15 protein-coding genes and 1 riboswitch are annotated in these 21,852 nt (G+C 56.2%); of the genes, 12 read left to right on the forward strand and 3 right to left on the reverse strand.

The features are described 5' to 3' along the window. The first annotated feature begins 26 nt into the window (after positions 1 to 26). The 4 genes from leuA to leuD are packed head-to-tail and all read left to right on the forward strand — an operon-like array spanning position 27 to position 4,703. Positions 27 to 1,589 carry a 2-isopropylmalate synthase gene (leuA, locus tag FHW71_RS11470; RefSeq protein ID WP_179451963.1) on the forward strand — a complete coding sequence of 521 codons (1,563 nt, stop codon included), beginning with the start codon at positions 27 to 29 and terminating at the stop codon, positions 1,587 to 1,589. A gap of 2 nt (positions 1,590 to 1,591) precedes the next feature. Next, positions 1,592 to 2,683 carry a 3-isopropylmalate dehydrogenase gene (gene leuB / locus FHW71_RS11475; protein WP_008108624.1) on the forward strand — a complete coding sequence of 364 codons (1,092 nt, stop codon included), beginning with the start codon at positions 1,592 to 1,594 and terminating at the stop codon, positions 2,681 to 2,683. 4 nt (positions 2,684 to 2,687) lie between these two features. Then, positions 2,688 to 4,094, forward strand: a complete 1,407-nt coding sequence (gene leuC, locus FHW71_RS11480) for a 3-isopropylmalate dehydratase large subunit (protein ID WP_008108626.1) — start codon at positions 2,688 to 2,690, stop codon at positions 4,092 to 4,094. Between the two features lie 3 nt (positions 4,095 to 4,097). Next, a complete protein-coding gene (leuD, locus tag FHW71_RS11485) occupies positions 4,098 to 4,703 on the forward strand; it encodes a 3-isopropylmalate dehydratase small subunit (RefSeq protein ID WP_179451962.1) in 606 nt (201 codons plus the stop codon). Positions 4,704 to 4,737: 34 nt separating this feature from the next. Here the strand turns inward: leuD and FHW71_RS11490 are convergent, their stop codons facing one another. Beyond that, positions 4,738 to 5,916 carry an MFS transporter gene (locus FHW71_RS11490; RefSeq protein ID WP_179451961.1) on the reverse strand — a complete coding sequence of 393 codons (1,179 nt, stop codon included), beginning with the start codon at positions 5,914 to 5,916 and terminating at the stop codon, positions 4,738 to 4,740. Between the two features lie 255 nt (positions 5,917 to 6,171). Here FHW71_RS11490 and sgrR point away from each other — a divergent pair, with 255 nt between their 5' ends. The 4 genes from sgrR (at position 6,172) to thiQ (ending at position 11,269) form a co-directional block, all read left to right on the forward strand. Then, entirely contained in the window at positions 6,172 to 7,833 is a 1,662-nt protein-coding gene (gene sgrR, locus FHW71_RS11495) for an HTH-type transcriptional regulator SgrR (RefSeq protein WP_179451960.1), read from the forward strand. A 35-nt stretch (positions 7,834 to 7,868) separates the two neighbouring features. After that, positions 7,869 to 7,964: riboswitch (TPP riboswitch) on the forward strand. A 47-nt stretch (positions 7,965 to 8,011) separates the two neighbouring features. Then, positions 8,012 to 8,998, forward strand: coding sequence for a thiamine ABC transporter substrate binding subunit (gene thiB / locus FHW71_RS11500; protein WP_179451959.1), 987 nt, complete (start codon positions 8,012 to 8,014; stop codon positions 8,996 to 8,998). Continuing rightward, positions 8,998 to 10,584, forward strand: a complete 1,587-nt coding sequence (thiP, locus tag FHW71_RS11505) for a thiamine/thiamine pyrophosphate ABC transporter permease ThiP (RefSeq protein ID WP_179451958.1) — start codon at positions 8,998 to 9,000, stop codon at positions 10,582 to 10,584. The genes thiB and thiP overlap by 1 nt, the downstream gene beginning before the upstream one ends. Then, positions 10,568 to 11,269: a thiamine ABC transporter ATP-binding protein ThiQ gene (gene thiQ / locus FHW71_RS11510; RefSeq protein WP_061723453.1), complete on the forward strand. Its 702-nt coding sequence runs from the start codon at positions 10,568 to 10,570 to the stop codon at positions 11,267 to 11,269. The genes thiP and thiQ overlap by 17 nt, the downstream gene beginning before the upstream one ends. Here thiQ and FHW71_RS11515 read toward each other — a convergent pair. Beyond that, on the reverse strand, positions 11,266 to 12,030 hold the full coding sequence (locus FHW71_RS11515; RefSeq protein WP_008108634.1) for a DedA family protein: 765 nt from the start codon (positions 12,028 to 12,030) through the stop codon (positions 11,266 to 11,268). The genes thiQ and FHW71_RS11515 overlap by 4 nt on opposite strands. A 264-nt stretch (positions 12,031 to 12,294) precedes the next feature. Between FHW71_RS11515 and polB the strand changes: the two genes are divergently transcribed. The 3 genes from polB (at position 12,295) to rluA (ending at position 18,393) form a co-directional block, all read left to right on the forward strand. Continuing rightward, on the forward strand, positions 12,295 to 14,655 hold the full coding sequence (polB, locus tag FHW71_RS11520; RefSeq protein WP_179451957.1) for a DNA polymerase II: 2,361 nt from the start codon (positions 12,295 to 12,297) through the stop codon (positions 14,653 to 14,655). A gap of 152 nt (positions 14,656 to 14,807) precedes the next feature. Further along, entirely contained in the window at positions 14,808 to 17,714 is a 2,907-nt protein-coding gene (rapA, locus tag FHW71_RS11525; RefSeq protein WP_154154243.1) for an RNA polymerase-associated protein RapA, read from the forward strand. A 19-nt stretch (positions 17,715 to 17,733) separates the two neighbouring features. Next, positions 17,734 to 18,393: a bifunctional tRNA pseudouridine(32) synthase/23S rRNA pseudouridine(746) synthase RluA gene (rluA, locus tag FHW71_RS11530; RefSeq protein ID WP_154154246.1), complete on the forward strand. Its 660-nt coding sequence runs from the start codon at positions 17,734 to 17,736 to the stop codon at positions 18,391 to 18,393. A 57-nt stretch (positions 18,394 to 18,450) separates the two neighbouring features. On the opposite strand, the gene djlA is transcribed toward rluA, so the two are convergent. Further along, positions 18,451 to 19,263: a co-chaperone DjlA gene (djlA, locus tag FHW71_RS11535; RefSeq protein WP_061718138.1), complete on the reverse strand. Its 813-nt coding sequence runs from the start codon at positions 19,261 to 19,263 to the stop codon at positions 18,451 to 18,453. Positions 19,264 to 19,445: 182 nt separating this feature from the next. On the opposite strand from djlA, the gene lptD reads away from it, so the two are divergent. Continuing rightward, on the forward strand, positions 19,446 to 21,827 hold the full coding sequence (lptD, locus tag FHW71_RS11540) for an LPS assembly protein LptD (protein ID WP_286176188.1): 2,382 nt from the start codon (positions 19,446 to 19,448) through the stop codon (positions 21,825 to 21,827). The last annotated feature ends 25 nt before the right edge of the window (positions 21,828 to 21,852 follow it).

A 21,852-nucleotide genomic window follows, 5' to 3' on the forward strand; every position in this document is an offset into this window, starting at 1 on the left:
AACGTTAATGCATAAGGAAGATTACGATGAGCCAGCAAGTTATTATTTTCGATACCACTCTGCGTGATGGCGAACAGGCTTTACAGGCCAGCCTGAGTGTTAAAGAAAAACTGCAAATCGCTCTGGCGTTGGAACGTATGGGCGTGGATGTGATGGAAGTGGGCTTCCCCGTTTCCTCTCCAGGCGATTTTGAATCCGTACAAACCATCGCTCGTACCATTAAAAACAGCCGCGTCTGCGGACTGGCACGCTGCGTTGAGAAGGACATTGACGCCGCATACGAATCACTGCGTGTGGCTGAAGCGTTCCGTATTCACACCTTCATCGCGACTTCGCCGATGCACATCGCCACCAAATTGCGCAGCACGCTGCCGGAAGTGATTGAACGCGCGGTGCACATGATCAAACGCGCTCGCAACTACACCGACGACGTTGAGTTCTCCTGTGAAGATGGCGGTCGTACGCCAATCGACGATTTGTGCCGCATGGTTGAAGCCGCGATCAATGCCGGTGCAACCACCATCAACATCCCGGACACCGTTGGCTACACCTTGCCAGGCGAATACGCCAACATCATTGGCCAATTGGAGGCTCGCGTTCCCAACATCGATAAAGCCATCTTGTCCGTTCATACCCATGACGATTTGGGTATGGCGACCGGCAACGCCATCGCCGCAGTATTGGCCGGTGCGCGTCAGGTTGAAGGCACATTAAACGGTTTAGGTGAGCGCGCCGGTAACTGTGCGCTGGAAGAAGTGATCATGGCGATCAAAACCCGCCAGCAGATCATGAATGTCCACACCAACATCAATCATCAGGAAATCTACCGCACCAGCCAAACCGTTAGCCAAATCTGCAACATGCCGATTCCAGCCAACAAAGCGGTGGTCGGTTCTAACGCCTTCGCCCACTCTTCCGGTATTCACCAGGATGGCGTGCTGAAGAACCGCGAAAACTATGAAATCCTGACGCCGGAATCTATCGGCCTGCACAAAATCCAGCTGAACCTGACTTCCCGCTCTGGCCGCGCAGCGGTGAAACACCGCATGGAAGAGATGGGTTACAAAGAGTCTGATTACAACCTCGACACCTTGTACGACGCCTTCCTGAAGCTGGCCGACAAGAAAGGCCAAGTCTTCGATTACGATCTGGAAGCGTTAGCCTTCATTAACAAGCAGAACGAAGAGCCAGAATATTTCCAGTTGAACGAATTCAACGTGCAGACCGGCTCAAGCGTGACCGCGACGGCCTCCGTGCAGTTAGGCTGCGGTGAAGAGACCAAAGCGGACGCCGCAACCGGTAACGGTCCGGTTGATGCGGTTTATCAGGCGATCAACCGCATCACCGGCTTTGAAGCCGAACTGATCAACTACAAGTTGACGGCAAAAGGCCACGGCGAGAACGCGCTGGGTCAGGTCGATATCGTGGTCAACTACAACGGTCGTAAATTCCACGGCGTTGGCCTGGCGACCGATATCGTCGAATCATCGGCGAAAGCGATGGTGAACGCGTTGAACAATATTTGGCGTGCTAAGCAGGTGGAAAAAGAACTGCAGCGTAAATTTAAAGATCAGAAGGAAACGGTGTAACTATGTCTAAGTCTTCTCATATCGCGGTATTGCCAGGCGACGGAATTGGTCCGGAAGTGATGGCGCAGGCCATGAAAGTTCTCGACGCAATTCGTACGCGTTTCGACATGCGTATCACCACCAGCGAATATGATGTTGGCGGTATCGCCATCGATCGTCATGGTGAACCGCTGCCACCGGCTACCGTTGCTGGCGCAGAGCAAGCGGATGCGATTCTGTTTGGTTCGGTAGGAGGCCCGAAATGGGAACATCTGCCGCCTGCACAGCAACCTGAGCGCGGCGCGCTGCTGCCGCTGCGTAAGCACTTCAAGCTGTTCAGCAACCTGCGCCCTGCGGCGTTGTATAAAGGTCTGGAAGCGTTCTGCCCGCTGCGCAGCGATATCGCCGAGCGCGGTTTCGACATCCTGTGCGTGCGTGAATTGACCGGCGGCATCTACTTCGGTCAGCCGAAAGGCCGTGAAGGCAGCGGCCCACATGAGCGCGCTTTCGATACTGAGGTTTATCACCGTTTCGAAATCGAGCGCATTGCGCGTATCGCGTTTGAATCAGCGCGTAAGCGCCGCAACATCGTTACCTCAATCGATAAAGCCAACGTGTTGCAGACTTCCGTGATGTGGCGCGAGATTGTCAACGAAGTGGCAAAAGATTATCCGGATGTGCAGTTGAGCCACATGTATATCGATAACGCCACCATGCAGCTGATTAAAGATCCATCACAGTTTGACGTGCTGCTGTGTTCTAACCTGTTTGGCGACATCCTGTCAGACGAATGCGCGATGATTACCGGTTCGATGGGCTTGCTGCCTTCTGCCAGCCTGAACGAAGAAGGTTTTGGCCTGTTTGAGCCAGCGGGCGGTTCCGCACCGGATATCGCCGGTCAGAACATTGCCAACCCGATTGCGCAAATTCTGTCGCTGTCACTGCTGCTGCGTTACAGCCTGAATGCGGATGAAGCAGCCGCAAGCATTGAACGCGCTGTCAGCCGCGCGTTGGAAGCGGGTTATCGTACCCGTGATTTGGCCGGTGACGGCAAGGCCGTGAGCACAGATGAGATGGGCAGCATCATTGCCGGTTTCATCGCCGAGGAAAAATAATAAAATGAAAAGCTTATACCAGAAGTTATTTGATGCACATGTCGTCCACGAAACGCCTAACGAAACCCCGTTACTCTATATCGATCGCCATCTGATCCATGAAGTGACGTCACCGCAGGCCTTTGATGGCCTGCGCGCGCACGGCCGCAAAGTGCGCCAGCCGTCGAAAACCTTCGCCACCATGGATCACAACGTTTCGACGCAGACCAAAGATATTAATGCGTCTGGCGAGATGGCGCGTATTCAGATGCAAGAGCTGATCAAGAACTGTGCTGAGTTCGGCATTCAGCTGTATGACCTGAATCACCCGTTCCAGGGCATCGTGCACGTGATTGGGCCAGAGCAAGGCATGACGTTGCCGGGCATGACCATCGTGTGCGGCGATTCCCACACCGCCACCCACGGCGCGTTCGGTTCACTGGCATTCGGTATTGGTACTTCCGAAGTTGAGCATGTGTTTGCCACCCAAACCCTGAAACAGGGCCGCGCGAAAACCATGAAGATTGAAGTGCTGGGCGAAGCTGCGCCGGGCATCACTGCCAAAGACATCGTATTGGCGATCATCGGTAAAACCGGCAGCGCTGGCGGTACCGGTCACGTTGTCGAATTCTGTGGCCCAGCGATCGAAGCGCTGAGCATGGAAGGCCGTATGACGCTGTGTAACATGGCGATTGAAATGGGTGCTAAAGCGGGCCTGGTTGCGCCGGATGACACCACTTTCGCTTACCTCAAAGACAAGCAGTTCGCGCCGAAGGGCGAGCAGTGGGAACAAGCTGTCGCTTACTGGCGCACGCTGAAGTCCGACAGCGATGCCAAATTCGACAGCATCGTCACGCTGCACGCCGAAGATATCGCCCCGCAAGTGACCTGGGGCACCAATCCAGGCCAGGTGATGGCGGTTGATCAAGCGATCCCGAATCCACAATCCTTTGCCGATCCGGTTGAGCGCGCTTCTGCTGAGAAAGCGCTGGCGTATATGGATCTGCAGCCAGGCATCAAACTGACTGACGTGGCGATCGATAAAGTGTTTATCGGTTCCTGCACCAACTCACGTATTGAAGATCTGCGTGCCGCTGCTGCGATTGCTAAAGGTCGCAAAGTGGCACCGGGCGTAGTAGCGATGGTGGTACCAGGTTCCGGTCCGGTGAAAGCACAAGCCGAAGCTGAAGGTCTGGACAAAATCTTCCTCGAAGCCGGTTTTGAATGGCGTTTACCGGGTTGCTCGATGTGTCTGGCAATGAACAATGACCGCCTCAATCCGGGCGAACGTTGCGCATCAACCAGCAACCGTAACTTTGAAGGCCGTCAGGGCCGCGGTGGACGTACGCATCTGGTGAGCCCGGCGATGGCCGCTGCGGCTGCCGTGACCGGTCGTTTTGCCGACATTCGTGAATTGACTCAGGGAGCGTAAACCATGGCGAACAAATTTACTCAACACAGCGGAATTGTGGCGCCATTGGATGCGGCCAACGTCGACACTGATGCCATCATTCCTAAGCAGTTCCTGCAGAAAGTGACGCGCACCGGTTTTGGCGCGCACCTGTTCCACGACTGGCGTTTTGAAGATGATGCGGGCACCGTGCCAACCGCCAGCTTTGTGCTGAACAAACCTGAGTTCAAAGGCACCAGCATTTTGCTGGCGCGTGAGAACTTTGGCTGCGGCTCATCGCGTGAGCACGCGCCGTGGGCGCTGACCGACTTCGGTTTCCATGTGGTGATCGCGCCAAGCTTCGCCGACATCTTCTATGGCAACAGCTTCAACAACCAGCTGCTGCCGGTGAAGTTGAGTGATAAAGAAGTGGATGAGATGTTCAAACTGGTCGCTGCGCAGCCGGGCGTTAGCTTCACCGTGGATCTGGAAGCGCAAACTGTTACTGCAGACGATAAGACATATAGCTTCGAAATCGACAGCTTCCGCCGTCACTGCATGATCAACGGTCTCGACAGCATTGGCCTGACGCTGCAACACGAAGCGTCAATCTCCAGCTACGAAACCAATCAGCCCGCGTTCTTACGCTAAGGCAACAAGGGCGACGTGATGTCGCCCTTCTCCTTTATACATCCCGCACGCGCGACGCCAATCCCAACGCTAACACCGCCAGTCCCAACGCCAGCCAGTAAACCGACTCATGACCAAAGCGCTCGCTCATGGTGCCCTGAATGATGCCAGCGATGATCATGCCGGTGGAAATCGAGGTGGTGAATAGCGTCGTCGCCGCACCCGCGCGGCCCGGCATTAAATCCTGGAACCACAACATGCCAATCCCGGCGATGATGCCGATAAAGGCAGCGTTGAATAGTTGCAGCACCATCAATGCAGTACGCGACTGGAACATCACCAATCCGAGATAAAACACAATCGCCGCCGCCAGCGCCAGCAGCATCAGTTTGCGTTTGCCGGTGCGCCGCGCGTAATGCCCGGCCAGTAGCATGATTGGAATCTCCAGCCCGGCGGCAGTGCCCATCAGCAATCCCGCCAGCTTCTCCGGTAGGCCAAGCGTAGAGCTGATATACAGCGGCATATCAATGATATACATGGTGTTGCACGCCCACATGGTGACGGAGGCGATAAACAGCAACCGCACCTGGCTGTCTTTCCACGGGCTCAGCTGCGTCAGCACCTCTTCAGGCGATGCCACCACGCGCGGCACCGACGGCAAGGTACGCCAGATCAGCAGCATGCTCAGCAGGAAAATCCCCGCCGCCACGCAAAACAGCGTCACAAAGCCGTAGTTGAGCGCCAGCGCAAACGACAGCGGCGGCCCAATCACCCACGCCAGCGACAGCTGCGCACGCATCACCGAGCTGAACATCACCACTTCGCGCGCTGATTGATCGGCATATTCCCGCGCGAGGGCGAACACCTGCGGAATCGACACGCTGGCCAGCGCCGACAAAAACACGCCCAGCGTCACCAGCGTTAAATAGTGGCGATTGAAGGCAAACAGCAGCGCATTCAGCGTCGCCATCAGGCAGCAAAACAGAATCAGGTTGCGGCGATCGCCCTGGTTATCGGAGCGTTTCGCCATCAGCAGGCTAATCACAATCCCGGCGATCGCATTGATGGTAAAGAATAAGCCGACCCAGAATGGACTCACCTGCACTTCACGCGTCAGAAACAGGCTCAGCGTCGGCGCCTGCAGCGCACCGGCCACGCCGGTCATAAACGACACTGCCATAAATGAGAGATAGACCGGATTGATGCGACGTTGACGCGTTAACAGCGATTTCATGCAGAAATCCCTTTGCGGATAAAAAAAGGTAGAGAAATGAGGGTAGAAGATTCTACAGCAAAACGAAAAAAGCCAGCAGATAAAGCGCTGCTGGCGGTGAAAATGCACCCTACTCAGAAAGAGGTTCCACGTCGGCGGAACCGCTGGCAGAGCGCCATTCGTTGCTGAATGCCTCCCGCTCTTCCATTACCGTGCAGTATGCCTCTAATATGAGGCAGGAAAAACTGAGCGATTCTGACAAGGAGTTCCCCTTTTATGTCCTCATCACGTTTGCAGCAGCAATTCATCCGCTTATGGCAAAGCTGTCAGGGGCAGGATCAGGAAACCACGCTCAACGAGCTGGCGGATCTGCTGCACTGCTCGCGCCGGCATATGCGTAACCTGCTTAACGCCATGCAGAGTGAAGGCTGGCTGATTTGGCAGGCGGAAGCGGGACGCGGCAAGCGCTCGATGCTGAGTTTCTGCTATACCGGCCTGGCGCTCCAGCAGCAGCGTGCTGAGGATCTATTGGAGCAGGATCGCATCGAACAGTTAGTGCAGCTGGTGGGTGATAAAAATCAGGTGCGCCAAATGATCGCGGCGCATTTAGGTCGCAGCTTCCGCCAGGGCAAACACATTCTGCGCGTACTCTATTACCGTCCGCTGCCCAATCTGCTGCCCGGTTCGCCGCTGCGCCGCTCGGAAACCCATCTGGCGCGACAAATTTTCAACGGCCTGATGCGCATAAATGAGGAAAAGGGGGAAATCGAACCCGATATCGCCCATCACTGGCAGCAAACCTCGCCGCTGCAGTGGCGCTTCTTCCTGCGCCCGGCGATCCGTTTTCATCATGGTCGTGAGCTGGAAATGGAGGATGTGATTGCTTCGCTGGAACGCGTGCGCAGCCAGCCGCTGTTTTCTCACATCAGTAAACTGGATTCGCCCGCGCCCTGGACGCTGGATATCCATCTGAGCCAGCCGGACGATTGGTTGCCATGGCTGCTGGCCAGCGTCAGCGCGATGATCCTGCCGCGCGAATGGCCAACGCTGCGTCAGTTTGCCCGCCAGCCGATTGGCACCGGCCCGTACAGCGTGGTGCGCAATCAGCAAACGCAGCTGAAGATCGCCGCTTTCGATGATTACTTTGGCTATCGCGCGCTGATTGACGATGTGTCAATTTGGGTGCTGCCGGAGATCAGCGATGAACTGGTGTACGCCGGAGTCAAACTGCAAGGCGAAACCGCCGATGAAAAATCGGAAGAGAGCCGTCTGGAAGAAGGCTGCTACTTTCTGCTTTACGATCAGCGCTCCGCATTGGGCCGCGATGCGCATTTCCGCCGCTGGGTGAGTTATCTGTTTAATCCAATCGCCTTATTGAATCATGCTGGCGTCGGCTATCAGCGTTACTGGTTCCCCGCTTATGGCTTGCTGCCACGCTGGCACCATCGCCGCGATCTCACGCCCGCCGACAAGCCAGCAGGTTTAACCCAACTGACGCTGAGCTGGTACAGCCATCACGTTGAGCATGAAGGTATCGCCAACGCGCTGCGACCGCTGCTGGCGCAGCAAGGTGTTGAGCTAATCACCCGCGTTGTGAGCTACGAAGAGTGGTTCGAGGGCGAAGGTGAAAGTGACATCTGGCTCGGCAGCGTCAACTTTACCTTGCCGCTGGAGTACGCGCTGTTCGCCCAACTGTTTGAGCTGCCGTTGATGCATCACTGCATCCCCATTGACTGGCAAGCCGATGCCGCGCGCTGGCGGCAAAAGGATTTACCCTTGGCGGATTGGAGTAAACAGCTGATCGACAGCGACTATCTGCATCCGCTGTTCCATCACTGGCTGCTGCTGGAAGGACAGCGCAGTATGCGCGGCGTGCGTCTCAATACGCTCGGCTGGTTTGACTTCAAATCAGCCTGGTTTGCGCCGCCGGAGCTGTGATCCTTTCGCGCTGTCATATAAATGTCTAGAATGAGCCGTTCTCAACGGGGTGCCTTGAAATCAGGGCTGAGAGAAACCCGTCGAACCTGATCCGGCTAATACCGGCGTAGGGATTTGAGATGTCTCACTCCTCAGATCCTTTGCGACTCGACCTTATCTTCTCCTCAAGGAGCGCAAAGTGTTAAACAAAGTTTTGCCTGTGTTGCTGCTGGTTGCGGCACCGGCTTTCGCCGCCAAACCGGTTCTCACCGTTTACACCTACGATTCGTTCTCTGCCGATTGGGGCCCCGGTCCAGCGGTAAAAAAAGCCTTTGAAGCGCAGTGCGGCTGCGAACTGAAGTACGTAGCGCTGGAAGATGGCGTATCGCTGCTCAATCGTGTGCGCATGGAAGGCAAAAACAGCAAAGCTGATGTGGTGCTGGGGCTGGATAACAATCTGGTGCAGGCAGCAGAGAAAACCGGCCTGTTTGCCAAAAGCAGCGTTGATACCAAGGCACTAACGTTGCCAGATGGCTGGCACAACGACACCTTCATCCCGTTCGATTATGGCTACTTCGCCTTCGTCTACGATAAAAACAAGCTGAAGAATCCGCCGAAAAGCCTGAAAGAACTGGTCGAAAGCCCGGAAAAATGGCGCGTGATTTATGAAGATCCGCGCACCAGCACGCCGGGCCTTGGCCTGCTGCTGTGGATGCAGAAAGTCTATGGCGACAATGCGTCTGACGCATGGCAGAAGCTGGCACAAAAAACCGTTACCGTCACCAAAGGCTGGAGTGAAGCTTACGGCCTGTTCCTGAAGGGCGAAGGCGATCTGGTGTTGAGCTACACCACTTCTCCGGCTTATCACATTATCGAAGAGAAGAAAGAGAACTACGCCGCCGCCGAATTTAGCGAAGGCCACTATTTGCAGGTGGAAGTTGCCGCGCAGCTCGCCAGCAGCAAACAGCCCAAGCTGGCGCAGCAGTTCATGCAGTTTATGGTTTCTCCGGCCTTCCAGCAGACCATTCCCACCGGCAACTGGATGTATCCGGTGATCAAAAGCGAACTGCCAGCCGGTTATCAAGCTTTGCAGGTGCCCGCCAAGGCGTTGCAATTCACGCCAACTGAAGTGGCCGACCATCGCGCCGCGTGGATCAGCGCATGGCAAAGCGCCGTTAGCCGTTAATGCCCGGCTGGTTAATTCCCGGTAGCGCCATCGCGCTGTTGCTGTGCGCGGTGGCGCTGCTGGCGTTTGGCGCATTGGTGATGGTTGCGCCGGCCACCGACTGGCGTGCGCTGCTCGACGACAGTTATCTGCATCATGTGCTGCTGTTCTCGTTTGAGCAGGCGCTGTTGTCGGCGCTGTTGTCGGTGCTGCCCGCAATCCTGCTGGCCCGCGCCCTCTATCGCCGTCGTTTTCCCGGTCGCAACCTGTTGCTGCGCCTGTGCGCCATGACGCTGGTGCTGCCGGTGCTGGTGGCGGTGTTTGGCTTGCTCAGCGTGTATGGTCGCAGCGGCTGGCTGGCACAACTGTGCGCGGCCATTGGCTTTGACTACCACTTTTCACCGTACGGCCTGCAGGGCATTCTGCTGGCGCACGTCTTCTTTAACCTGCCGCTGGCGACGCGCCTGCTGTTACAGGCGCTGGAGAGCATTCCCGGCGAGCAGCGGCAAGTCGCCGCCCAGCTTGGCCTGCGTGGCTGGAATCTGTTTCGCTGGCTGGAATGGCCGTGGCTACGCCGTCAGATTCTGCCGACGGCGGCGCTGATCTTTATGCTCTGTTTCGCCAGCTTCGCCACGGTGCTGGCGCTGGGCGGCGGACCGCAGGCCACCACGCTGGAACTGGCGATCTATCAGGCGCTGAATTTCGACTACGATCCGGGCCGCGCGGCGCTGCTGGCGCTGTTACAGCTCGGTTGCTGTTTGCTGCTGGTGTTGCTGAGCCAGCGCTTTAGCAAAGCCATTCCCACCGGCAGCCAGAACATTCGCGGCTGGCGCGATCCGCAGGATTCATGGCAGGCGCGCATCAGCGATACTGTATTGATTGGCTTGGCGCTGCTGCTGCTTTTACCGCCGCTGGCGGCGGTAATCGTCGATGGTTTGCGCGGCGGCGTCGCCGGTGCACTGCAACAAGCGGCGCTGTGGCAAGCCACCTTTACCTCGCTGCGCATCGCCATCGGTGCTGGCCTGCTTTGCGTGGTGCTGACCATGATGCTGCTGTGGAGCAGCCGCGAACTGCGACAGCGCCACAACGTGATAGCGGCGCAGGCGATGGAGATGAGCGGCATGCTAATTCTGGCGATGCCGGGCATTGTGCTGGCGAGCGGTTTCTTCCTGCTGTTCAACGCCACCGTCGGTCTGCCGCAGCGCGCCGATGGTTTAGTGATCTTTACTAATGCCCTGATCGCCATCCCTTACGCCATGAAAGTGCTGGAGAATCCGATGCGCGATATCAGCGCCCGTTACAGCCAGCTCTGCGCTTCACTCGGCATCTCCGGCTTCAACCGTTTGCGGCTGATTGAGCTGCGCGCGCTGAAACGTCCAATTGCTCAGGCGCTGGCGTTTGCCTGCGTGCTGTCGATTGGCGATTTCGGCGTGGTCGCGCTGTTTGGCAGCGCCGATTTCCGCACGCTGCCCTTCTATCTGTTCCAGCAGATTGGCGCCTATCGCGGTGCGGACGGCGCCGTCACTGCGCTACTGCTGCTGCTGCTCTGCTTGCTACTCTTTACTCTGATGGAAAAATTACCGGGTCGCCATGCTGACACTGAATAACCTCACTTACCTTTATCAGCATCTGCCGATGCGCTTCAGTTTTGCGGCGCAGGCCGGTGAACGTCTGGCGATCCTCGGTCCGAGCGGCGCGGGGAAAAGTACCTTGCTGAGTCTAATTGGCGGTTTTTTGCCGATCAATCAAGGCGCGCTGGTGATGAACGACGTCGATCATACTCACAGCGTGCCGTCGGCGCGTCCGGTTTCCATGCTGTTCCAGGAGAACAACCTTTTTCCGCATCTGACGGTGCAGCAAAACATGGCGCTGGGGCTACATCCGGGCCTGAAACTGACGCGTGAACAGCAGCAGCAAGTCGTGGCTATCGCCGAGCAAACTGGCCTGCAGACAATGCTCGCGCGTTTGCCTGGCGAACTTTCCGGTGGCCAGCGTCAGCGCGTGGCATTGGCGCGTTGCCTGCTGCGCAATCAGCCGATTTTGCTGCTGGATGAGCCTTTCTCAGCGCTGGATCCGGCGCTGCGCAACGAGATGCTGCAACTGGTTCGTTCGGTATGCGAAAGCCGCAACATCACCTTATTGATGGTGTCGCACAGTCTGGAAGATGCTCAGCAAATTGCGCCGCGCAGTTTGGTGATCGTCGATGGGCGCATCTATTGGGATGGCAGCACTGAGAGTTTGGTGCGTGGTGAAAGTGAGGCGGCCGCCATCCTTGGCGTGACATCGCGTTAAGCGAAGAAGACTTTCCACAGCAGGTGACGGAAGATCGGCATCATTGGATGGAACTGGATAGCGATAAACGCGCCCAAACCAATTGCCGCCATCAGCGGAGCCAGCCAGCGCAGGCGCGCAGTCGGCAGATATTTCGTTGCCCAATCGACGGTTTTTCCGCTGCGCCACCAGCGCCACAGCAGCCAGCCACCGATCCACAGCAGCAGCGCCACCAGCAACAGCAACCACTTAAAGCTGCCGCCCTGCGCGGCCTGCGGCACGTCAATCGCCACGCCCGCCAGAATGCCCGGCATCAAATAAGCGGGTGGCCAGAGAATACAACCAATCAGGTTAGGCGGCAGAAACTTGCGCACCGGCAGCTCCAGCATGCCGGCCGCCAGCGGAATCAGCGGACGCGTCGGCCCAACAAAACGCCCCACCAAAATGGTGAGCATGCTGTGCTGGTGCAATGCATGTTCGGTTTTATCCAGCAAGCCCTTGTATTTCTGTATGTATTTCCAACGATGCAGCGGCCCCTGAAATTTCCAGCCGATGCCATACGAAACCCAATCCCCGATCAGGCAGCCAGCAAAACCTGCCGCCCACGCCGGGTAAAGACCAATTTGTCCACTGCCGACCAGCGCCCCAAGGCTGGCCATTAATACCGTGCCCGGCAACAGCAATCCCACGAAGGCCAGCGACTCAAGGAAAGTCACCAGCGCAACGGCGATCAGCGCGTACTCCAGCGATTGCGAAAACAGGTGTTGAATCCAGGCTTCCATAAATATCCTCTGCGGAATATAGAGGCTGGATTGTCCAGAGCATACTCATGGTCGTCAAGGCAAGAATTGTAGGCTTTTCCGTCATCCTTCAAATTGCAGGTGCGTTGGCTGCGTGCGCTCGCCCCAGTCACTTACTGATGTAAGCTCCCGGGGACTTACGCACTTGCCGCCTTCCTGCAATTCGAATGATGTTGGAAAAGGGAACCAAATACACTGTATAAACATCCATGTTATACTTCATGCAATTCATTCTCTGGAGTTCACGTGACCGATCCGCGCGCAGGTTTTCTGCTTACCCGACATTGGCGAGATACGCCGACCGGCAGCGAAGTGGTGCTATGGCTGGCAACCGACAGCGGCCCGCAGCGGCTGGTGCTACCTACCCAGGAATCCGTGGCGTTTGTGCCCGAGGAGTTTCGCACGCAAACCGAAGCGCTGATCCGCGATGAGCGACACACACGCCTGCAAACGCTGGAGCTGAAGGATTTCCGCCGCCGCCCGGTGTTTGGCCTCTATTGTCGCAGCAATCGCCAGCTGCAAAATCTGGAAAAGCGCCTGCGTGAAAACGGTATTCCGGTGTATGAAGCGGATATTCGTCCACCTGAACGCTATTTGATGGAGCGCTTTATCACCGCGCCGGTGTGGTTTAGCGGTGAAACGCGCGGCGACAGCGTGGTCAACGCGCGCCTGAAGCCGCATCCTGATTACCGTCCACAGCTGAAATGGGTATCGCTGGATATCGAAACCACTCAGCACGGCGAGCTCTACTGCATCGGGCTGGAAGGCTGCGGTCAGCGCCAGGTTTACATGCTTGGTCCGCCCAACGGCGATGCCAGCACGCTCGATTTTGATCTGATCTATGTTGATAGCCGCCCGCAACTGCTTGAGCAGCTCAACGCATGGTTTGAGCAGCATGAACCGGATGTGATTATCGGCTGGAACGTAGTGCAGTTCGACTTGCGCGTATTGCAGAAACACGCCGATCGCTACGGCATTCCGCTGCGTTTAGGACGTCACAAGCAGGCGCTGGAGTGGCGCGAGCACGGCTTCAAACCCGGCGTGTTCTTCGCGCAGGCGACGGGCCGCTTGATTATCGATGGCATCGACGCGCTCAAATCCGCCTTCTGGGATTTCCCCTCTTTCAGCCTTGAAGCGGTGTCGCGCCAGCTGCTGGGCGAAGGCAAAGCCATCGACAATCCATGGGATCGCATGGAGGAGATCAACTGGCGCTTTGCCAACGATAAGCCGGCGCTGGCGAAATATAACCTCAAAGATTGCGAGTTGGTGACGCGCATCTTCCAGCACACCGCCATCATGCCGTTCCTGCTGGAACGCGCCACGGTGAACGGTTTAGCGGTGGATCGTCACGGCGGTTCGGTGGCGGCCTTTGGTCATCTCTATATCCCGCGTATGCATCGCGCCGGTTTCGTGGCGCCGAATCTCGGCGAAGTGGCGCCGGAAGCCAGCCCCGGCGGCTACGTGATGGATTCGCGGCCCGGCCTGTACGATTCGGTGCTGGTGCTGGATTACAAAAGCCTCTATCCCTCAATTATTCGTACCTTCCTCATCGATCCCGTTGGGCTGGTCGAAGGCCTGGCGCATCCGGATGACGCCGATTCGGTGCCAGGTTTTCGCAACGCGCGCTTTTCCCGCCAAACACACTGCTTACCGGCGATTGTCGAGCAGATTTGGCAAGGCCGTGAAGCCGCCAAGCGCGACAACAACAAACCGCTGTCGCAGGCGCTGAAGATCATCATGAATGCTTTTTATGGCGTGCTCGGCACCAGCGCCTGCCGCTTCTTCGATCCGCGCCTCGCCTCATCCATTACCCTGCGCGGCCACGCCATCATGCAGCAAACGCGCGAGCTGATTGAAGCTGAAGGCTTTGATGTCATTTACGGCGATACTGATTCCACCTTCGTCTGGCTAAAAGGCGCGCGCAGTGAAGCAGAGGCGACAGCGATTGGTCGTCACCTCGCTGAACAGGTTAATGGCTGGTGGCAGCAGCATCTGCAATCGACTTATGGGCTGGAGAGCGCGCTGGAGCTGGAGTATGAAACCCACTTCAGCCGTTTTCTGATGCCAACCATTCGCGGCGCCGAACAGGGCAGCAAAAAGCGTTATGCCGGCATGATTCGCAGTGATGGCGGTGAGCGGCTGGTGTTTAAAGGCCTAGAATCGGTGCGCACCGACTGGACGCCGCTGGCGCAGCAGTTCCAGCAAACTCTCTATGGCCGCATTTTCCGTGGCGAGCCGTGGCAGGATTACATTCGCGAAACGGTCGCACAGCTGCTGGCCGGGGAACTCGACGATCAGCTGGTATATAAAAAACGCCTGCGTCGCGCGCTGAAAGATTATGAGCGTAATGTGCCGCCACACGTGCGCGCTGCGCGCCTCGCCGATGAGCACAACCGCAAGCTGCAGCGCCCGTTGCAGTATCAAAATGGCGGCTCAATTCGCTATGTGATGGCAACAGCCGGCCCGGAACCGCTTGAGGCGCGGAATACGCCCCTCGACTACGATCATTACGTCACTAAACAGCTGCAGCCGGTGGCTGACGGCATTTTACCGTTCGTCGGTGATGACTTTGCTACACTCATTACTGGGCAGCTGGGGCTTTTTTGACAGGTGACGAATGCCTTGCCATCCAGTACCATAGCGCCCTTCCTGATTCTCACCGCACACACAATCTGACCAAACACCCGTTTGGCGGTTGGGTATTGCCTGAGTACAGGTGAACTTCTTTATGGCATGTCAGAGAGTCGAGCAAAAAATATATGGTTTTTACACTGGGTCAACGCTGGATTAGTGATACGGAAAGTGAACTGGGATTGGGCACGGTGGTCGCGATCGATACGCGCATGATCACCATGCTTTTTCCGGCAACCGGCGAAAACCGCCTGTATGCCCGAAATGATTCTCCGGTTACTCGTGTGATTTTCAATCCGGGTGACACCATCACCAGCTACGAAGGCTGGCAGATGTGCGTCGATGAAGTCCGCAACGAAAACGATTTAATGACTTACATCGGCACGCGTCTCGACACCGAAGAAACCGGCGTCGTCATGCGCGAAGTGATGCTGGACAGCAAACTGGTATTCAGCAAGCCGCAGGATCGCCTGTTCGCCGGTCAGCTCGACCGCATGGACCGCTTTGCGCTGCGTTTCCGCGCGCGCAAATATCACAGCGAGCAATACCGCCTGCCGATCAGCGGCCTGCGCGGTATGCGCACCAACCTGATTCCGCATCAGCTGCACATCGCCCACGATGTTGGCCGTCGTCACGCGCCGCGCGTACTGCTGGCGGATGAAGTGGGCTTGGGTAAAACCATTGAAGCCGGGATGATTATCCAGCAACAGCTGCTGGCAGGTCGTGCCGAGCGCGTGCTGATTGTGGTGCCGGAAACGCTGCAACATCAGTGGCTGGTGGAAATGCTGCGTCGCTTCAACCTGCGCTTTGCGCTGTTTGATGACGACCGCTACACCGAAGCGCAGCACGACAGCGACAACGCCTTTGAAACCGAGCAGCTGATTATCTGTTCGCTCGATTTTGTGCGCCGTAACAAGCAGCGTCTTGAACTGCTGGCCGATGCCGAGTGGGATCTGCTGGTGGTCGATGAAGCGCACCATCTGGCATGGAGCGAAGACGCACCAAGCCGCGAATATCAGGTTATCGAGCAGCTGGCAGAGAAAACCGCTGGCGTACTGCTGCTGACTGCAACGCCAGAGCAGCTGGGCTTAGAGAGCCACTTTGCGCGTCTGCGCCTGCTTGACCCGAACCGTTTCCACGATTTCGGCCAGTTTGTTGAAGAGCAGCAGCATTATCGTCCGGTGGCCGATGCGGTGAGCTCGCTGCTGGCCGATCACGCCATCAGCAAAGATGAGATGAACCTGATCAACGATCTGATCGGTGAACAGGATATCGAGCCGCTGCTGCAAGTGGCGAACAGCGATCGCGATGGCAAAGAAGATGCGCGTAAAGAGCTGGTCTCAATGCTGATGGATCGCCACGGCACCAGCCGCGTGCTGTTCCGTAATACCCGTAACGGCGTGAAAGGCTTCCCGAAACGTGAGCTGCACCAGATTCGTCTGCCGCTGCCCGCGCAGTATCAAACCGCGATTAAAGTCTCCGGCATCATGGGCACACGCAAAAGCGCAGAAGAGCGCGCACGTGACATGCTGTATCCTGAGCAGATTTATCAGGAATTTGAAGGCGATAGCGGCACGTGGTGGAACTTCGATCCGCGCGTTGAGTGGCTGATGGGTTATCTCACCAGCAACCGCAAAGAGAAAGTGCTGGTGATCTGCGCCAAAGCCGCCACCGCGCTGCAGCTGGAACAGGTATTACGTGAGCGCGAAGGCATCCGCGCCGCCGTGTTCCACGAAGGCTTGTCGATTATCGAACGCGACCGCGCAGCGGCCTTCTTCGCCTCCGAAGAGGATGGCGCACAGGTGTTGCTGTGTTCCGAAATCGGTTCTGAGGGCCGTAACTTCCAGTTCGCCAGCCGTTTGGTGATGTTCGATCTGCCGTTCAATCCGGATCTGCTGGAGCAGCGTATTGGCCGTCTCGATCGTATCGGACAAATGCATGACATCCAGATTCTGGTGCCGTGGCTGGAAAAAACCGCGCAGGCGGTGCTGCTGCGTTGGTATCACGAGGGGCTGGATGCGTTTGAACACACCTGCCCAACCGGCCGCGCCATTTATGACAAAGAGTACAATCAGCTGATTGAATATCTTGCTGCGCCGGAAAATCCGCAGGGGCTCGATGAGTTCGTCAGCGAAAGCCGTAAGCAGCACGATGCGTTGAAATCACAGCTGGAACAGGGCCGCGATCGCCTGCTGGAACTGAACTCCAACGGCGGAGATGCGGCTCAGGAGCTGGCGAATGCCATCGGCGAGCAGGACAACGATACCGATCTGGTTAACTTTGCGCTGAACCTGTTCGATATCGTCGGTATCAATCAGGAAGACCGCAGCGATAGCCTGATCGTGCTGACACCTTCCGATCACATGCTGGTACCTGATTTCCCTGGCCTGCCGGAAGAGGGTTGCACCGTGACCTTTAACCGCAACCAGGCGCTGTCGCGCGAAGATACCCAGTTTATTACCTGGGAACATCCGCTGATCCTCAACGGTCTAGACCTGATTCTTTCGGGCGATACCGGCAGCTGTGCGCTGTCGCTGCTGAAGAATAAGGCGCTGCCGGTCGGTACGCTGCTGGTCGAGATGATCTATGTGGTTGAAGCGCAAGCGCCGAAAAGCCTGCAGCTCACCCGCTTCCTGCCGCCAACGCCGGTGCGTTTGCTAATGGATCGTGCCGGCAACAATCTGGCAGGCAAAGTTGAGTTCGAAAGCTTTAACCGTCAACTGAATGCGGTGAATCGCCATACCGGCAGCAAGCTGGTGAATGCGGTGCAGCAAGATGTGCATGAGATTCTGACTCAGGCGGAGAAAGCGATCGTGCCAGAAGCGCAGGCGATTATCGCGGCAGCGAAAGTGGAAGCCGAAGAGAAGCTCGGCGCTGAGCTGTCACGTCTCGAAGCGCTGCGCGCGGTTAACCCCAACATCCGTGATGATGAGGTTGAAGCGCTGGAAAGCAATCGCGAGCAGGTATTGGAAAGCCTGGGCGATGCAGGCTGGCGTCTTGATGCGCTGCGCCTGATCGTTGTCACGCACCAATAATATTCAGGACCGCGACATCATGCTGATGGAAGCTTACAACCCGCCGCTCGAACCCTGGCTGCATATTCTGTATCAGGACGAGCACATTATGGTGGTGAATAAACCGAGCGGGTTGCTGTCGGTGCCGGGCCGTCTGGAGGAGCATAAGGATAGCGTGATGACGCGTATCCAACGTGATTTCCCACAGGCGGAATCGGTGCATCGTCTTGATATGGCCACCAGCGGCGTGATCGTCGTGGCCCTGAATAAAGCGGCTGAGCGTGAGCTCAAGCGCCAGTTCCGTGAGCGCGAGCCCTCTAAATACTATGTGGCGCGCGTGTGGGGCCATCCAGCGGCAGAAGAGGGTTTGATCGATCTGCCGCTGATTTGCGACTGGCCGAATCGGCCTAAGCAGATGGTGTGTTTTGAGAACGGCAAAGCGGCGCAAACCGAGTATCAGGTGCTGGAGTATGAAGCGACGAACAGCGCGCGCGTCAAGCTCAAGCCAATTACCGGACGTTCACACCAGCTGCGCGTGCATCTGCTGGCGCTGGGGCATCCGATTCTTGGCGACCGCTTTTATGCGCATGAAGAGGCGCTAGCGATGGCGCCGCGTTTGCAGCTGCATGCGGAGTCGCTGACGATCACGCATCCGGCGTTTGGCAATAGCATGACGTTCAGGCAGCCGGCGGAATTTTAGCCATAAAAAAGGTCGTCATAAATGACGACCCTACAAAATAATCGTCCTGGAAGACGATTATTTGAACCCCTTCTCCTTACGAATCAAATCGTAAGCCGCCTGAATCTCCTGCGCTTTCTGCTTCGCCATCTCCATCATCTCCGGCGGTAAACCTTTCGCCACCAGCTTGTCAGGGTGATGCTCGCTCATCAGCTTACGGTAGGCGCGCTTGATTGTAGTGCCATCATCGCTGCTTTTCACGCCCAACACGCTGCAGGCATCTTCCAGCGTTGGACCGCGTTGCGCCTGCTGATAGGCGCCGCCACGTGAAGAACCGCCGCCGCCAAATTGCTGACCGCCTTCCATCATGCGCAGGAACTGGTCGAACTGCGCGCGTGAAATGCCCAACTCTTCAGCTATTACATACAGCACCTGACGCTCGTTGGGATGCAGTGAACCATCGGCGAATGCAGCCTGGATTTGGATTTCCAGAAACATCCGAATCAGATCAAATCGGCCAAAGCAGGCGCTGCGCAGCTCGCGCAATTTACTACGCAATGGATAGTCGCTCTGCTTACCTTCACGGAACGCACGCTGCGCGGCAGTACGCGCATCGCCATGCAGCTGCATGCGATCCATAAATAAGGAAGCAATCTGGATATCCGCTTCGGTGACGCGCCCTTTTGACTTGGTCAAATGGCCCATCACCTGGAAGGTGGTACTGAAAAACAGAGTTTGACGCGCCTGATTATTGGCGAAGTAGCCCTGTCCTTTTACGCTGCGCACTTTGTCAAACATGTGACCAATGATCAGACCCAGTACAATGCCCCAAAAGCCTGCCCCGGAAAATATCCCGAGCGCCAGACCAATTACTTTTCCCCAGTAGCGCATAAACTCCTCAATTCGCCATGCTTGCGGCTGAAAATTGCATTATCATACCTGTCATTTATCTCAGCGCCTAACGGCAACGCGGACAGACAAGGATTAACACTGGCGCAACGCCGGGCAGTAAGTTAGTCTCTGACCGGATTGTCGGCATGATGCCAGTTTTCATGGAATTATCGAAACCGCGTATGAAAAAACGTATACCTACCTTGCTGGCTACCATGATTGGTGCAGCGCTTTATAGCCAGTCATCACTCGCCGACGATCTGATGTCGCAGTGCATGCTGGGCGTGCCGAGTTACAACCGCCCGCTGGTCAATGGCGACACCAACTCGCTGCCGGTCACCATCCATTCTGATTCAGCCAAAGGCAACTATCCGAATGATGCGGTGTTCACCGGCAACGTCGATGTGCAGCAGGGCAATAGCCGCCTGCGCGCCGACGAAATGCAGTTGCATCAGCGTCAGCAAGATGGCCAAACCACGCCGATTCGTACCGTGGATGCGCTGGGTAATGTGCACTATGACGACAATCAGGTCATCCTCAAAGGTCCGAAAGCCTGGTCAAATCTGAACACCAAAGACACTAACGTGTGGAACGGTGATTATCAGATGGTTGGCCGTCAGGGCCGCGGCGATGCCGATCAGATGAAACTGCGCGGCAATAATCGCTACACCATTTTGGAAAACGGCAGCTTTACCTCCTGCTTGCCGGGCTCCAACAGCTGGAGCGTGGTCGGTTCCGAAGTGATTCAGGACCGCGAAGAAGAAGTCGCGGAAATCTGGAATGCCCGCTTTAAGCTCGGCAATGTGCCGGTGTTCTACAGCCCTTATCTTCAGTTACCGATTGGCGATCGTCGCCGCTCGGGTTTCCTGATCCCGAATGCGAAATACGGCAGTAATAACGGCTTTGAATTCATGCTGCCGTATTACTGGAACATCGCGCCGCAAGCCGATGCCACTATCACGCCGCACTATATGGAAAAACGTGGTCTGCAATTGCAGAACGAATTCCGTTATTTGACGGTGTTTGGTGCGGGCTTGATGGAACTGGATTATCTGCAATCGGACAATCAATACAACAAAGATAAAGCCTCTCGTCCTTTAGTCCAAAATGATACTAACGATGATCGCTGGCTATTCTTCTGGCGTCATTCAGGTGTTTACGATCAACACTGGCGCTTCAACGCTGACTACACCAAGGTAAGCGATCCTTACTACTTCAACGATCTCGACTCGAAGTACTACAGCTCTACCGATGGCTATGCCACGCAGAAATTTAGCTTTGGTTACGCTGATACCAATTGGGACGCGACGCTCTCGACCAAAGACTTCCAGGTATTTGGCAATACCAGCAACAGCAACGTCTATCGTGCAATGCCACAGCTCGATCTGAACTTTTATCAGAACGATATGGGGCCGTTTGATGGTCGCGTCTTTGCCCAGGCAGTGAAATTCACTAATGTTAATAGCCGTATGCCGGAAGCAACACGTTTGCATATTGAGCCAACATTAAATCTGCCGCTATCAAACGGATGGGCAAGCCTTGATACTGAAGCTAAGTTCCTGGCAACCCATTACCAGCAAGAGAATATCAATAGTTATAATAATGGCGAGATTCCAAACGTCGGTGGTGCAAGTGGACGCCTTGACGATTCCGTCAACCGTACGCTGCCACAGTTCAAAGTGGATGGCCGCTTAGTGTTTGACCGCGCGATGGACTGGGAACCAGGCTATACGCAAACGCTGGAACCGCGTGTTCAGTACCTTTACATCCCGTATCGTAACCAGAGCAATATCTATCCGTACGACTCGACGCTGCTGCAAACCGACTACACTGGCCTGTTCCGCGATCGTACTTACAGCGGCCTCGATCGCATCGCTTCGTCTAACGAAGTGGCGACCGGCGTAACCTCACGTATTTATGATAACGATCTGGTGGAACGTTTTAACGTTTCTGTGGGTCAAATCTACTCGTTTACCCCGTCTCGTACCGGCGTAAACCAGACGAACAAAGAAGATGACACCGGCAGCCTCGTTTGGGCCGGCGACACTTACTGGAAAATCAGCGATCGTTGGGGCGCGCGTGGCGGTCTGCAATATGACACCCGTCTTGATAACGTCGCGCAGGGCAATGCAGTGGTCGAGTATCGTCAGGATGCCGATCGTATGGTGCAGCTGAGCTATCGCTACAGCAGCCCGGAATACGTGGCGCAGGCGCTGAATAACTCTAACCTGGTGACTGACCCGATCTACAAAAACGGGATTTCACAGGTTGGCGCCACTGCCAGCTGGCCGATTGCGGATGCCTGGTCACTGGTGGGCGGTTATTACTACGATACCCGCAACAGTCGTCCGGCTGAACAGCTGGTTGGCCTGCAGTACAGCTCGTGCTGCTATGCCATTCGTCTGGGTTACGAACGCAAGATCAACGGTTGGGAAAACAACGACAGTAAGTATGACAACCAAATCTCATTCAACATTGAGCTGCGTGGTCTGAGTTCCAACTATGGCTTAGGCACTAATGAAATGCTGCGTCAGGGCATCATTCCTTACCAGCGCGCTTTCTGATGTTGTGATGTTTGACAGGCTCTCC

Source organism: Enterobacter sp. Sphag1F, from assembly GCF_014193275.1.
Lineage (GTDB): Bacteria > Pseudomonadota > Gammaproteobacteria > Enterobacterales > Enterobacteriaceae > Pantoea > Pantoea symbiotica.